This is a genomic window from Novosphingobium sp. (assembly GCF_036820275.1).
In the GTDB taxonomy this organism is placed as follows: domain Bacteria; phylum Pseudomonadota; class Alphaproteobacteria; order Sphingomonadales; family Sphingomonadaceae; genus Novosphingobium.
The window spans coordinates 15,588-29,250 of sequence record NZ_DAISLT010000007.1; the positions used below are offsets into that span (position 1 = coordinate 15,588).

At 65.8% G+C, this 13,663-nt stretch carries 12 protein-coding genes; 6 read left to right on the top strand and 6 right to left on the bottom strand.

All coding sequences use genetic code 11. The features are described 5' to 3' along the window. Window positions 1-304: 304 nt before the first annotated feature. Window positions 305-1,045, top strand: coding sequence for a response regulator transcription factor (locus V7066_RS07590; protein ID WP_334182463.1), 741 nt, complete (start codon window positions 305-307; stop codon window positions 1,043-1,045). A 91-nt stretch (window positions 1,046-1,136) separates the two neighbouring features. Here V7066_RS07590 and V7066_RS07595 read toward each other — a convergent pair whose 3' ends face one another. Then, entirely contained in the window at window positions 1,137-2,063 is a 927-nt protein-coding gene (locus tag V7066_RS07595; protein ID WP_334182596.1) for a formylglycine-generating enzyme family protein, read from the bottom strand. A 147-nt stretch (window positions 2,064-2,210) separates the two neighbouring features. Further along, window positions 2,211-3,548 carry a 23S rRNA (adenine(2503)-C(2))-methyltransferase RlmN gene (gene rlmN / locus V7066_RS07600; protein WP_334182464.1) on the bottom strand — a complete coding sequence of 446 codons (1,338 nt, stop codon included), beginning with the start codon at window positions 3,546-3,548 and terminating at the stop codon, window positions 2,211-2,213. Between the two features lie 267 nt (window positions 3,549-3,815). On the opposite strand from rlmN, the gene V7066_RS07605 reads away from it, so the two are divergent. Then, the gene (locus V7066_RS07605; protein WP_334182465.1) at window positions 3,816-4,484 is read left to right on the top strand and encodes an outer membrane protein; all 669 of its coding nucleotides are present in this window, start codon (window positions 3,816-3,818) and stop codon (window positions 4,482-4,484) included. A 256-nt stretch (window positions 4,485-4,740) separates the two neighbouring features. Here V7066_RS07605 and V7066_RS07610 read toward each other — a convergent pair whose 3' ends face one another. Both V7066_RS07610 and greB read right to left on the bottom strand, forming a co-directional pair. Further along, window positions 4,741-5,241: a hypothetical protein gene (locus V7066_RS07610; protein WP_334182466.1), complete on the bottom strand. Its 501-nt coding sequence runs from the start codon at window positions 5,239-5,241 to the stop codon at window positions 4,741-4,743. Continuing rightward, window positions 5,238-5,723, bottom strand: a complete 486-nt coding sequence (gene greB / locus V7066_RS07615; RefSeq protein ID WP_334182467.1) for a transcription elongation factor GreB — start codon at window positions 5,721-5,723, stop codon at window positions 5,238-5,240. Before greB ends, V7066_RS07610 begins: the two co-directional genes overlap by 4 nt. A gap of 134 nt (window positions 5,724-5,857) precedes the next feature. Here greB and V7066_RS07620 point away from each other — a divergent pair, with 134 nt between their 5' ends. Beyond that, complete coding sequence (locus V7066_RS07620; protein ID WP_334182468.1) at window positions 5,858-7,240, top strand: glycoside hydrolase family 27 protein; 1,383 nt, start codon at window positions 5,858-5,860, stop codon at window positions 7,238-7,240. A 197-nt stretch (window positions 7,241-7,437) separates the two neighbouring features. On the opposite strand, the gene V7066_RS07625 is transcribed toward V7066_RS07620, so the two are convergent. Beyond that, complete coding sequence (locus V7066_RS07625) at window positions 7,438-9,414, bottom strand: lytic transglycosylase domain-containing protein (protein WP_334182469.1); 1,977 nt, start codon at window positions 9,412-9,414, stop codon at window positions 7,438-7,440. An 80-nt stretch (window positions 9,415-9,494) separates the two neighbouring features. Here V7066_RS07625 and dapA point away from each other — a divergent pair, with 80 nt between their 5' ends. Next, window positions 9,495-10,376, top strand: a complete 882-nt coding sequence (gene dapA / locus V7066_RS07630; RefSeq protein WP_334182470.1) for a 4-hydroxy-tetrahydrodipicolinate synthase — start codon at window positions 9,495-9,497, stop codon at window positions 10,374-10,376. Window positions 10,377-10,432: 56 nt separating this feature from the next. On the opposite strand, the gene V7066_RS07635 is transcribed toward dapA, so the two are convergent. After that, window positions 10,433-12,388, bottom strand: coding sequence for an alpha/beta hydrolase family protein (locus V7066_RS07635; RefSeq protein WP_334182471.1), 1,956 nt, complete (start codon window positions 12,386-12,388; stop codon window positions 10,433-10,435). Between the two features lie 189 nt (window positions 12,389-12,577). Here V7066_RS07635 and smpB point away from each other — a divergent pair, with 189 nt between their 5' ends. Both smpB and V7066_RS07645 read left to right on the top strand, forming a co-directional pair. Continuing rightward, a complete protein-coding gene (smpB, locus tag V7066_RS07640) occupies window positions 12,578-13,060 on the top strand; it encodes an SsrA-binding protein SmpB (protein ID WP_147218941.1) in 483 nt (160 codons plus the stop codon). Continuing rightward, complete coding sequence (locus tag V7066_RS07645; protein WP_334182472.1) at window positions 13,057-13,641, top strand: DUF2062 domain-containing protein; 585 nt, start codon at window positions 13,057-13,059, stop codon at window positions 13,639-13,641. Before smpB ends, V7066_RS07645 begins: the two co-directional genes overlap by 4 nt. Window positions 13,642-13,663: the final 22 nt, after the last annotated feature.

Consider the following 13,663-nt stretch of genomic DNA (forward strand, 5'->3'; position numbering starts at 1 on the left):
TCGAAAAGCTCGTAATGACTGTTAGGGGGCTCAATTGCACCACAGCGCCCCCTCGACTTGAACGCGAGGATATGTTCTAAGATGATCTACCTAAGGAGTGGGTGGAAATAGGGGGCATACAAAGGGGGCTCGCCATTTCTGGCACGGTCATCCGGCGATTGTCGTTGATTTTCTGATATGGGATTTCCTTAGGTGAAATCCTTGGCCGATCCGTCTTGCGCATCCGCTTGATGGATTGTGCCCCAAAAAAATGAAAAAAAGAAAATGGGTCGTCCGTATTTCCGTTATTCAGGAGAGAAAGACGATGTCGACTTTTGATGAAGTGTCCGTGAGCATTGTCGGTTTCAACTCCCTCGTCAGGGAGGGGATCTGCAAGATCCTCGACAAGTGCGAATTCAAGTGCACCCGGTTCTTCAAGGACTGCGATGCGGTGCTGAGCGACAGTGACATGCCGCCGGTCGGCCTCACGGTTTTCGACATGGGAACCTGCGGAGACCTGCTGGAATGCCTTCCGGCCATGAAGGAGCGCCATCCCCATATGCGGGCTGTGCTGCTGACCGACGAATTCGATTTCGGCCAGATGGTGGAAGCCTTCCAACTCGGCGCCCATGCCTTCCTGCTGAAGGAAATCGGCTCCGAACCGCTGATCGAGTCCCTGCGATTGGTTAACCAGGGTGAAAAGGTATTGCCGAGCGCGCTGCTGCAGCACCTGCCGCAGAAGCAGATCATCGCCGAGGGCAAGGCCGAAGTGCAGGTCCAGCTCAGCGAATTGCTCTCCGAACGCGAGATCGACACGCTGCGCTGCCTGGTCATGGGCTATCCCAACAAGGTGATCGCCTACCGCCTCGATATCAGCGAGGCGACCGTGAAGGTCCACGTCAAGGCGATCCTGCGCAAGCTGATGGTGCAGAACCGCACGCAGGCGGCGATCTGGGCGGTCAACCAGGGCCTCATCACCCATGGCGGCGATTACCGCGAGACCGGCGACTACGTGCCGGTAGAGGAAACCGTCCGCGCACCGGTGGCGCTGGCCATCGCCCGCTGAGGCGGGCACACGGACTATCGCCCGCTGAGGCGGAACGGGGCAATGAACAGGGGGCCGACCGGGAGTTCCGGTCGGCCACTCGAACAGGGTTCTACTTTTCCCGGACGACGCAGCGGAAGCCGATATGCGTCGTCGCCGTGTCGATCATCTCGGGGTGGCGCGCGGCGGGGCGATAGCGCTGGCAATAGTTGGCCGCGCAGAGGTGCGAACCGCCCTTGATGACCTTGCGGCCGATCTTCACCAGCGGCTGCGCGGGATCGAAACTTTCCTTCAGCTTCGCGCCCTTCGGATTGCTGATCGCACAGCATGATCCGCCCGGCTTCTTGCCGCCTTCAGGACGCTCCGACCACCAGTCCCGCGTCCATTCCCAGGTGTTCCCGATCATGTCGTAGAGGCCATAGCCGTTGGCCGGGAAGCTGCGCACCGGCGAAGTCCGTTCCCAGCCGTCCAGGCACTGGTTGGCGAAGGGGAACAGGCCCTGCCAGTAGTTCGCCATCATCCGCCCCTCGGGCGCGAGTTCGTCACCCCAGGCATAGTCGGCGCCCTCCAGCCCGCCCTTGGCGGCGAATTCGAACTCGGCTTCGGTCGGCAGATCCTTGCCAGCCCATTTCGCATAGGCCTCGGCATCGGCGTAGGCGACGTGGACCACCGGGTGGTCCCATAAGTCCAGTGCGTCGATATCGCTGCCTGCACCCAGCGGATGGCGCCAGCTGGCGCCGAATTCGAAGTTCCACCAATGGGCGGGGTTTGCGGTATCCACGGGCGTCGCCGTCTTGCGGAACACCAGCGAGCCTGCATGCGCCATCTCCGGCGACATGCCGGGATAGTCCCTGGGATCGGGGGCGATCTCGGCCACGGTGACATGGCCGGTCGCCTCGACGAAGCGCGCGAAATCGCGGTTGGTCACCGGCGCTTCATCGATCCAGAAGGCATCGACGGAGACGTGCCGCAGCGGCGCTTCCTCGGGGTAGAACCGCTCCGAACCCATCGTGAACGGGCCGCCCGGCACGCGGATCATGCCGCGCAGCAGCGTACTGCCTTCGGCCAAACGCGGGGGCAGGGTCTCGGTCATTCAAGGTCCTCTCGGTCGATCTCCGCCCTGTCTAGAGCCGCTTTGATTCTGCGCCAAATGCGTAATTCCAAAGCGAGGAGATCGACCGGAACCTCAGCCGAGTTCCTTTTCCTTCTCGGCGTAGAGGCGTTCCAGTTCGGCGCGGCTCTTCTTCTCGGCGGCGGTCTTGAGCTGGCCGCAGGCCGCGTCGATGTCGCGCCCGCGCGGAGTGCGCACCGGGGCGGAGATGCCGCCCTTGAACACGATCTCGGAGAACGCCTTGATCCGCTCCGGCGTCGAGCACTCGTACTGCGCGCCGGGCCAAGGGTTGAACGGGATCAGGTTGACCTTGGCGGGCAGGTCGTACTTCCTGAGCAGGCGGACGAGTTCGTGCGCGTCCGCGTCGCTGTCGTTCTTGTCCTTCAGCATCACATATTCGAACGTGATGCGGCGCGCGTTCGAGGCGCCTGGATAGTCGGCGCAGGCCTGGAGCAGGTCCTCGATGCCGTACTTCTTGTTGACCGGCACGATCTCGTCGCGAACTTCCTTGGTCACCGCGTGGAGCGAGACGGCCAGGTTCACGCCGATTTCCTCGCCGCAGCGCGCCATTTGCGGGATCACGCCCGAGGTCGAAAGCGTGATGCGGCGCTTGGAAAGCGCCAGACCGTCGCCGTCCATCACCAGCTTGAGGGCATCGCGCACATTGTCGAAGTTGTAGAGCGGCTCGCCCATGCCCATCATCACGATGTTGGTGAGCAGGCGGCCGTCGGAGGTGTAGCTGCCTTCCTCTTCGTCGTCGGCCCCATCCGCGCCCCTGATTTCTGCGCCGTCCACGCCGTCGGCGAAAGCGAAGTCCATGCGGCCCTTGGGCCATTCGCCCAGCGTGTCGCGCGCCAGCATGACCTGGCCGACGATCTCGCCGACCGTCAGGTTGCGCACGAGGCGCATGGTGCCGGTGTGGCAGAAGCGGCAGTTGAGCGTGCAGCCGACCTGCGAGGACACGCAGAGCGTGCCGCGATCAGCGTCGGGGATGAACACCATCTCGAAGTCGTGCGCATCGGCGGTGCGCAGCAGCCACTTGCGGGTGCCGTCGCTGGAGTGCTGGGCTTCGACGATTTCCGGGCGTCCGATCACGAAGCGCTCGGCGAGCCAGGGGCGCATGGTCTTGGCGATGTCGGTCATCGCCTCGAACTCGGTGACGCCCCGGTGGTAGAGCCAGTGATAGACCTGCTTGGCGCGCAGCTTGGCGGCCTTGGCGTCGAGACCGGCGCTTTCGAACAGTTCCGCGATCCGCTTCTTCGGCAGGCCGATCAGGTCCAGGCGGCCGTCCTCGCGCGGGGTCACACCCTCCACGAGGTTCGGGCGGGGCACCGGCACGGGGTCGATATGGCCCGGGATCGGCATCGGGGCAGCACCGATGGTGCCGGAAAGGGTCTGGGTCGCGTCTGTCATGATTGGGCGGCCATATAGTGCATCCGCGGCCAAAACGGAAGATGCGCGCGCAGAGGTGCCCGCGCGAACCTCGCAATAGCCCTTGGAGTTCCCGCCGCCGGGCGCTCGCGAAAGGCGCTCCATCGATCAAGTGTGACCGAAAAACATCAGCATTTTCGTTGTGTTAGGTTCAGGAAACCGGCCCTCTATGACGAGCATTTGACCAGTCCGGACGGGCCGGTCGCCGAAACGGATGCCCGCCGAAAAGAACAACGAATGGAGCATCGCATGAAGAAGATTCTCGTTTGCCTCGCCGCCGGTTCGGCATTCGCCTCGGTTCCCGCCATGGCGCAGGATACCGGGCCGGCGCAGCCCTTCTCGGGCTTTCACGTCGAGGCGCTGGCTGGTTACGATGTGACCAAGGCCGGCAGCAGCGTCGATGACGATGTCAATGTCGACAACGACCAGTCGATCGACGGCTTCGCCTATGGCGTCGGCGCGGGCTACGACTTCCGCTCGGGCAACCTGGTCTTCGGCCCCGAGGCGGAAGTGACCTGGTCCACCGCCAAGACCAAGTTCAATGACGGCGATTTCGAGGGCTTCGGCATCGGCAACGTCAAGACCAACCGCGACCTCTACGTCGGTGCGCGCCTCGGTTATGTCGTCACGCCGACGACGATGGTCTACGCCAAGGGTGGCTACACCAATGCCAAGTTCGACGTGCGCAGCACGTTCGGCACGGTCGAGACCAACCGCGACATCGATGCCGACGGCTGGCGCATCGGCGCGGGCGTGGAGCAGGCCGTCACCAACAATGCCTTCGTGAAGTTCGAATACCGCTACTCGAACTACAGCAAGGGCGAGATCGACTATACCGGAGACGTGCCGGACGGCACCCGCTTCAATCTCGACACCGACCGGCATCAGGTCATGGTCGGCGCCGGCGTCCGCTTCTGAGCGGGCATCGGATCGGAGAAGAGGGCGGGGGACGAAAGTTCCCGCCCTTTTTCGTGGGCGGGCAAGGGCGGCTGCCAGGCCAATCACTGTCCCAACCTCCAAACCCCCAGACGCCCACCTCCCAACCCGCTCAGGCTGAGCTTATCGAAGCCCCCTGCGGCGTGGCGCTGTGGCTCCCATCCTTCGACAAGCTCAGGATGAGCGGAGTGGGAGGCCGAGAGCGGGCAAATCGCGGAACGGCAACCCCGACCGCGCGCTATTGCAGCTTGGCGCAGCCGATCAGCGCGGCGTCCATCGCCGAGGCGGCTCCCGACAGTGCCCAAGCATTGACGAAGCGCTTCCCCTGCCGGTCCCGTGCAGTGACGGTCATGCGCGGGGCGGACCGCATGGCAGCGACGATCGCGGCATTGTCCTTCTCGTCCCGCCCCCAGGCATCGCCTTCACCCGCCGCGAGGACGAAGCGCTGTCCTCCAAGCGAGAGGGTGACCTGTGCACCTTGGGCAAGCCGCCGCGAGAGCCGGAAATGGACTTGCCCGCGCGCGCCGCGCCGCGGCCAGGTGCCGATCGCCGCGAAAGGCTGGTACTCGCGCGCCGCCGCGTTCGGCTCGGCCATGGCGATGGCGTAGCAGCGCGGGATCACCGGATCGCGAAATGCGCCCCAGCCTGCGTAGATACCCAGACTCTCGCGGGCGAGCACGGGCCCGTTGAGGCAGGCGACCACCACGGCAAGCCCGATCGCGCACAGGCGCCCGGTCACGAGGCCGGGTACTCGATCTCCATGACTTCCCACTCCTTCTCGCCCGACGGCAGGCGCACCAGCTTGAGGTCGCCCACGGCGGCGCCGCGCAGGGCGCGGGCGAGGGGGGCGCTCCAGCCGATCAGGCCCTTGGCGGCGTCCTGCTCGTCGTCGCCGACGATGGTGAGGGTCTTGTGGTTGTCGTCCTCGTCGGCGATCGTCACCGTGGCGCCGAAGAAGACCTTGCCGCGCTCGGTCTGGTCGGCCGGGTTCACCACCCGCAGCGCCTTCATGCGGCGAGCGAGGTAGCCGAGTTCGCGGTCGATCTCGCGCATGCGCTTGCGGCCGTAGAGATAGTCGCCGTTCTCCGAGCGGTCGCCGTTGCCCGCCGCCCAGGACACGATCTCGACGATCTCCGGGCGCTCCTTGCCGAGCAGATGGTCGTAGCGGGCGCGCAGCGCGGCCATGCCTGAAGGCGAGATCGGAGGACCGGCGGGTTTCATGGCGCAATCCATATAAAGCATTGCCCGCGTCGCCAAGGCCCGGCCAAGACCCTCGCTTGCTTCTCCACGGCCTTGCGTCGCCTCTATTAGTCCGACAAAAGAGCGATCTACGAATTTGGGAGCAAGGACAGATCATGGAATTTTCACGCCGCACCGCGCTGCTTGCCGCCGCTTCCGCGCCGCTGGTGGGACTTGCAGGAAAAGCTGCTTCTCAGGCCGGTGCCCCGACAATTGCGCCTTCTGTTGCCCTCGAACCCGCCCCCGGCGCTGCTCTCGCGCCGCGCCCGCCGATGGGCTGGAACAGCTGGAACAGCTTCGCCGGGACGATCACCGAGGCACAGGCCCTCGAAACCGCCGCGATCATGCGCGAAAAGCTGCTGCCCTTCGGTTACGACGTCTTCACCGTCGATATCCAGTGGTACGAGCCGGAGGCGAGCAGCTACACCTACAACGCCAACCCGGTCCCGGCGCTCGACGCCCATGGCCGGGTAATCCCCGCCCCGAACCGCTTCCCTTCGTCCAAGGGCGGCAAGGGCTTCGCGCCGCTCGCCGCCAAAGTCCACGCCATGGGCATGAAGTTCGGCATCCACGTCATGCGCGGTATCCCGCGCCACGCCGTGAAGCTCAACCTGCCGGTGCTCGGCACCAAGCTGCGCGCGCAGGACATCGCCGATACCTCCAGCGTGTGCTCGTGGAATCCCGACATGTACGGCGTCGACATGAGCAAGCCCGGCGCCCAGGAATACTACGACAGCGTGTTCAAACTCTACGCCTCGTGGGGCGTCGATTTCGTCAAGATGGACGACATGAGCCGCCCCTACGACGCCCACGCGCCGGAGATCGAGGCCGCCGCCAAGGCCATCGCCCGCTGCGGCCGCCCCATGGTGCTGAGCCTCTCCCCCGGCGAAACCCCCGTCCTGCGCGGTGCCCACGTTCGCCAGCACGCGCAGATGTGGCGCATCTCCGACGACTTCTGGGACGAGTGGGCGCAACTCTACGCCCAGTTCACGCGCCTGGAAAACTGGACCCCGTTCCGCGGCCCCGGCTCCTGGCCCGACGCCGACATGCTCCCCCTTGGCCGCCTCGCTCTCGGCGACCGCGACACCCGCTTCACGCCGGACGAGCAGCGCACGCTGATGACGCTCTGGTCGATCGCTCGCTCGCCGCTGATCATGGGCGGCGACCTGCGCCACCTCGACGCGCCGACGCTGGCGCTGCTGACCAAACGCGAGGTGCTGGCAGTGAACCAGTCGAGCACCGACAACGCGCCGCTGTTCCTCGACGACGGCACCAAGGTCTGGACCGCGCGCGCGGAAGGCGGCGATCGCTACGTGGCGCTGTTCAACGTGTCGGACAAGGAGCGCGAGGTGAGCGTGGCGCTCTCGCTGCTTGGTCTCGGGGGGAGAGCTTCGGTGCGCGATTTGTGGGAGGGCAAAGAGCTTGGCCAGGTCGAAGGGCGCGTTTCGGCGCGGCTTGCTTCGCATGGGGCGGGGTTGTTCAGGGTGAAGGGCATTTAAGAGCAAGTCCTGGGGGATGATCCCCCAGACCCTCAAAATGTCAGCGTCGCGCGTGACCTATTCGGTGTGCGCTCCTTGCGGCGCAGCCATTAAGTCTCCCGACGCCGCCATGAGCGCACAACGGATAGGCTGGGCATGACCTGGACGGTATTGGGGGTGCAGGGGGGCTATGCTCCCCTGCTTCTTCCCTTAAACCTTCACCCCGGCGCCCGCTTCCCGATCAACTGCGTAAGCGGCGTATTCCCGCGATAGCCCGACTGGGTCGGATACATCGACTCATAGACCACGGCGTTCTCCAGCACGCGCTGGATGTAGTTCTTGGTCTCGTAGATCGGGATCTGCTCCAGCCAGTCGATCCAGTCTACTGCGCCGGTGCGGGGGTCGCCGTTGGCAGCGAGCCACTTGTTCACATTGCCCGCGCCCGCGTTGTAGGCGCCGACCGCCAGCGGCAGCGAGCCGCCGAAGTAGTTGCGCATGCGGGTGAAGTAGGCGTCGCCGAGGCGGATGTTGTAGGTGGCGTCGCTGACCAGTTGGTTCTGGTCGTAGGCGAGGCCGAGCTTGCCCGCCTGTTCGCGCGCGGTGGCGGGCATGAGCTGCATCAGGCCGCGTGCTCCGGCGTGGCTGAGCGCGTTCTGGGCGAACTGGCTCTCCTGCCGGGTGAGGGCGTGAACCATGGCAAAGTCGGCGCCCGGCGGCACCGGGATCAGCGGATAGGCGATCTGGCCGAAGTCCTGGTAGCCGTCGCCGTGCGCGCTCTGGCCGAGGATCACGGCAAGGTCGCGGCGGCCGATCTCGCGAGCGAGTTCGGCGACGAGAACGTGGTCGCTCTCGCTCTGCGCCTGGTCGGAGATTTCGCGGAAGAACTGGACGGTGGTGCGCCAGTCGCCGTCGCGGGCGACGTCGCGCACGGCATTGGTCAGCGGCTTGGCGAAGAAGGCGCTGCGTTCGGCCTGTGTCGGCACGCCGCGCGGGCGGGTGTCGAGGTCGGGCAGGGGGCGGCCCAGCCGTTCGAGGGCGAGCTGGCCGTAGAAGTAGTGCGGATAGGCGGCGGCCATCTGGAAGTAGCGGTTGGCGCCGGCCGTGTCCCCGGCCTTGGCGAGCGCGCGGCCTGCCCAGTAGAAGCCCTTGGAGCGCGTGCCCGGCGTCTGCGCGGCGGCGCCGTAGCGGTAGAACAGCGGCGCGGCGCGGCGGGCGTCGCCCAGCTGCCAGAGCGCCTTGGTGCCGCCCAGCCAGACCAGCGTCGTGTAGTCGTCTCGCAGGCGGAACGAGAGCTGGCTGATGTCGGTGCCGGGGGCGAAGGCGTCGTCGATGCCGCCGGCGATGCGCACCGCCGAATCGGCGCCCGCGCCCTTGGCGGCGGTGAGCAGTTCGCGCACCCACTTTTCCGGTTCGGGCACCGGTGTCGTCAGGGTGGGGCGGTTGGCGAGCAGGGCGATCTCGGCGGGGAGATTGCCGGTCTTGCGGGCCTGGACGGCGCGGGCGTAGATATAGCCGCCGTCGGCGTTCATCTGCGGCGTCAGCGTCAGGCCCAGCGTGCCGGGGGGCGAGCCTTGCAGCATCGTCAGCCGCTCCATGAACAGCGCGCGGCGTTCGGTGGAGACGAAGGAGATCTGTCGCTCGGCCTGCGATGTCTCGCCCTGCCAGAGCAGGCGGTCCATGCGGGCGTCGTGGTCTGCCGGGGTGAGGGCGCCGCGCCAGGTCGAGAGGATCAGCGCCTCGTCGCTTGGCGCCAGGGTGCCGCCGCGCCAGGCGGCGAGTGCGCGCTGCTGGGCCTCAGGGCGGCGCAAGGTGGTCAGCGCCGTGGCATAGCGCCCGGCGGCCTGATTCGAGAGCGGCGGATAGCGGGTGAAGAACGCGACCACGGAATTGGCGTCCGGCGACTGATTGACCAGCGCACGCTCCGCCGAGCCGCGAATCTTGTCGGCCTGCGGATAGCCGGGATAAGTCAGCAGGAAGCTGGAATAGCTGCCGAAATCGAATCCGTCCGAAGCCACGAGCTGGCGCCAGCGATCGATCGACTGGTGGACGGCCATGTCGTGCGACTGCATGGAACGCGCCTTCGCCAGGTCCCATTCGCGGCCGTCCTGTGCGGCTGCGGGGGTCCCGATAGCGATGCCGAAGAGGGCGGTCGAAGCAAGCAAGACGAGGGGGGCGACACGCTGCATGCTGGACATTTTGGGAAAAGGCTCCTTATCAGGCGCTGAACATCGGGTCCGTCGGATCCGATCATTGAACATCAGGTGAGGTAAAGTCCATGTTCTCGGGTTCCATTCCTGCGCTTGTTACACCGTTTCGCGATGGAGCGTTCGATGAACAGGCCTTTCGGCGACTCGTGGACTGGCAGATCGAATCGGGGTCCTCGGCGCTCGTTCCCTGCGGCACGACCGGCGAGAATTCGACGCTTTCGAACGCCGAGCACCACCGCGTCATCGAACTCTGCGTGGAGCAGGCGGCGGGCCGGGTGCCGGTGATCGCCGGCTGCGGCAGCAACGATACGATGAACGCGCTGCTGCACATGAACTTTTCCAAGAAGTGCGGCGCCTCGGCGGCGCTGCTGGTGGCGCCGTACTACAACCGGCCGAGCCAGGAAGGGTTGCTGGCGCATTTCACTTATCTGGCGGAAAACAACGACCTGCCGATCGTGCTCTACAACGTGCCCGGCCGCACCGTCACCGACCTGCTGCCGGAAACGGTCTGCGAACTGGCACGCCGCTTCCCGGATCGCTTCATTGCCATCAAGGACGCCAGCGGCGATCTCAGCCGCGTGACCGACCACCGCATGGGCATCGGCAAGCATTTCGTGCAGCTTTGCGGCGACGACGAACTGGCACTGCCGTTCAACGCGGCGGGCGGCGTCGGCTGCATCTCGGTGACGGCGAACGTCGCGCCGAAGCTCTGTGCCGAGTTCCAGGCAGCCTGCGCGGCCAATGACCTTGAGGAAGCGCGCCGCCTGAACGACCTGCTCTACCCGCTGCACTACGCGATGTTCGAGGACAGCTCGCCGGGACCGTGCAAGTACGCGCTGGCCCAGGTGCACGACTGGATCGAGAACGAACTGCGCCTGCCGCTTGTCCCGTGCAGCGACAAGGCCCGCACCGCCGTGGACGAAGCATTGGTCCACGCCGGACTGGTCTGAAAGTGAATATGTCGTCGTCCCGGACCTGATCCGGGACGACGTTTATAGGTCGGCCCTCAATCCGCCGGATTGTTCTTCTCTACGAAGCGCACGGCCTCGGACAGCATGCGCTTGCGCGTTTCCTCGCGCGACAGCCAGTGGTCTTCGCCTGCCAGCGTGACGAATTCGTAGGGCTTGCGGGCGTCCTTCAGCGCATCGGCCATGACCTGGCTCTGCTTGTAGCCGACGACCGTATCGTCCTTGCCGTGGATCAGCAGCACGGGCGCATCGGCACGCCCGGCGAAGCGGCGGGGTGACACTTCGTCGTAGAGCTTGGGGTCGCCAAGCTGTTCGCGCAGCGACTTGGTGAGCATCTTCGAATCGCCGCTTTCGCGGATGTCGGTGGAATACATCAGCTTGAGATCGGCGACGCCCGCCACCGAGACCGCGCAGCGGTAAAGCCCCTGTTGCAGGGTGACCCCGGCCAGCGCCGCATAGCCGCCATAGCTTGCGCCGACGATGCAGGCGCGCTTCGGGTCGACGATGCCCTGTTTGGCCAGTTCGGCGAGGCCGTCCGAGATGTCGGTCTGCATCTTGCGGCCCCACTGGCCGTCCCCGGCATGGCGGAAGGCATCGGTGCGTCCGGTCGAACCGCGGAAATTCGGCTGGAACACCGCATAGCCGCGCGAGGCGAAGGCCTGCGCCCACCAGTCGAACTCTGCCTTGTCATGCGCGGCGGGGCCGCCGTGCGGCAGCAGGATCACCGGCAGGTTCTTCGCCTCGCGGCCGGGCGGCAGCGTCAGGATGCCGTCCATGTCGAGGCCGTCCTGCGCCTTGTAGCCGACGACGGAGATCGCCCCGACCTGCTCCGGCGAGATGGCCGCGCGCTCGTAGCCGATCGGATCCGCCCGCTTGGCGCGCACGTCTACGAGATACCAGGTGCCGCTGTCCTTGTTGCCGGTGGTGCGCACCAGCACTTTCGCGAAGTCCGGCGTCCAGTCGATCAGGTGCGCCTCGCGGCCGGAAAAGGCCTTGAAGATGCGGGTGATGGCGCTTTGATGGGCCGGGTCGTCCATGACCGTCTGCGGCGTTTCGCCCTGTGTGCGATAGCCGATCATGTCGCCGCTGCTGCGGTCGACGAAGAGACGCTCGATGCCGGTGTCGTAGAGGATTTCCTTGGCTTCCCCGCCGGCCAGCGGCACTTCGAACCAGCGGGAGGCGCCGTCCTCATCCTCGATCGCGTAGACTGCGGTGGCGCCGCCCTTGCCGAACGCGATCAGGCTGACGTTGCCGGTCGGATCGACCCCGCGCGCCAGCTCCGCCCCGCGCGGGACATTGATCTTCCAGGTGCCGCTCGTCTCCGAGATGTCGAGGATGACCGCAACGTTGCCGCTGCGGTCGATCAGCCAGTCCCGGTAATGGTCTTCCGAAGGGGGCTGGGCGAGGACGCGGGCGCGGTTGGTCTTGAGGTCCACGGCATAGAGCGTGGAGCGGCCATGGCGCCAGCGGGGCTGGCTGCCTTCGACATCGAGGGCGATGCCGCCGAAGTAGCCGACCGTCCGTCCGTCGATCGTGCGGATGCCGTAGCGGCCGCGCGTGGTCTTGGCGATCCCCTGGTTCTTCCCGAAGACCAACCCCGATTCGCCGCCCGGCTTCAACGGCAGGATGATCGTGCCGTTCATCTCGTACTTGGCGGCGGTGAAGCCGAACAGCGGCACCGTGGCGCTGTTGGTGAGCAGCACGGTGTCGTTGTCCGCCCATTCGATCGCGCGAACCTTCGTGGTTCCGGGCGAGCCGTTCAGCACGACCTCGTTGTTCTTGAGTATGATGACGCGCCGTTCGCCGCCCGTGTGGGTGACGCTGGCGATCGAGGTGCCGTCCGGCGAGATCGCGGCATCCTCCACCTGCGGCAGCTCGCCATAGGCGTCCAGCGGTGGTGGCTGGACCGCGCCCGGTGCGGCGACGGCTGCGGACACCATGGATTCGGCAATGAGAAAGGCGGCCGGAAGAGCCGACCGAAGTATCAGACGCACGTTGAATTACCCCCGTTTGTTCCAGATTATTCAAATCGGCGGGCTGCTTTGGCAAGGACAATCTTGGGCGCCGTTGCGGTTAAAATGCCTTCATCGCCTCGGTCGGAGCACGTACCGTCTCCGGCATGACGAAATCGCGCAAACGGGGCGTTTCCTTTTTGCGCGCGAATCCCTACATGCCGGGACATCATGGCACGTCCGCAGCACAAGACATTCGACAAGCACAAGAGCGTCGCGGAAAACCGCAGAGCCCGCTTCGAGTACCACATCGAGGAAACCTTCGAGGCCGGCATCGCGCTGACCGGCACCGAGGTGAAATCGTTGCGGTTCGGCGAAGGCTCGATCGCGGAGGCTTACGCCGAGGTCAAGAACGGCGAATGCTGGCTGGTGAACTCCAACGTACCGGAATTCAGCCACGGCAACCGCTACAACCACGTGCCCAAGCGCCCGCGCAAGCTGCTGCTGCATGAGCGGGAGATTTCCCGCCTCCAGGGCTCGGTGGAGCGCAAGGGCATGACCCTGGTGCCGCTGTCGATCTACTTCAACGGCCGGGGCCGCGCGAAAGTCGAACTGGCGCTGGCCAAGGGCAAGAACGCGGCGGACAAGCGCAACACGATCAAGGAACGCGACTGGAAGCGGGAGCAGGGCCGCATCCTGCGCGAGCACAAGTGAGCGCGCTGCTGCACCGCCTGGGCGCCTGGCTGCACGGCCAGATGCCCACGCATGCGCAGCTTGAGGCGAATCGCTTCACCGCGCCGTTCACGCGCCGCCCCGAACTGTTCCGCTTCACCCGCCGCTCGGTGCCGCGCGGCGTGGCCGTGGGCATGTTCATCGGCATCTTCGCGCTGATTCCCGGCGTCCAGATCGTCGGCGCGGCGCTCATGTGCGTGCCGTTTCGCGGGAATATCCCGCTCGCCGCCGCGATCACCTTCATTTCCAACCCGGTGACGACGCTGCTGATCATCCTGCCGGTGGCGGTCGCGATCGGCAACAGCTTCGGCTACCACGCCGACATCGCCACCGTGGAGGCCATGGTGCGCGAAGGCGCGGGCCTTGCGCAGTGGCGAAACTGGCTGCTGTCGGACACCGCGCCTGCCGTCGTCATCGGCCTGTTCATCCAGTCGGTCGTCGCCGCTTTCGTCAGCTATTTCCTGACGATCTGGTTCTGGCGCTACTGGATCGGGCGCAAGCACCGCGCCCGCCGCCACCGCGCGGCTGCGGCGAAGCCCGCCGATACGGAAGGAATTGCATGAAGGCAGGCCAGCGGGAGCGGGA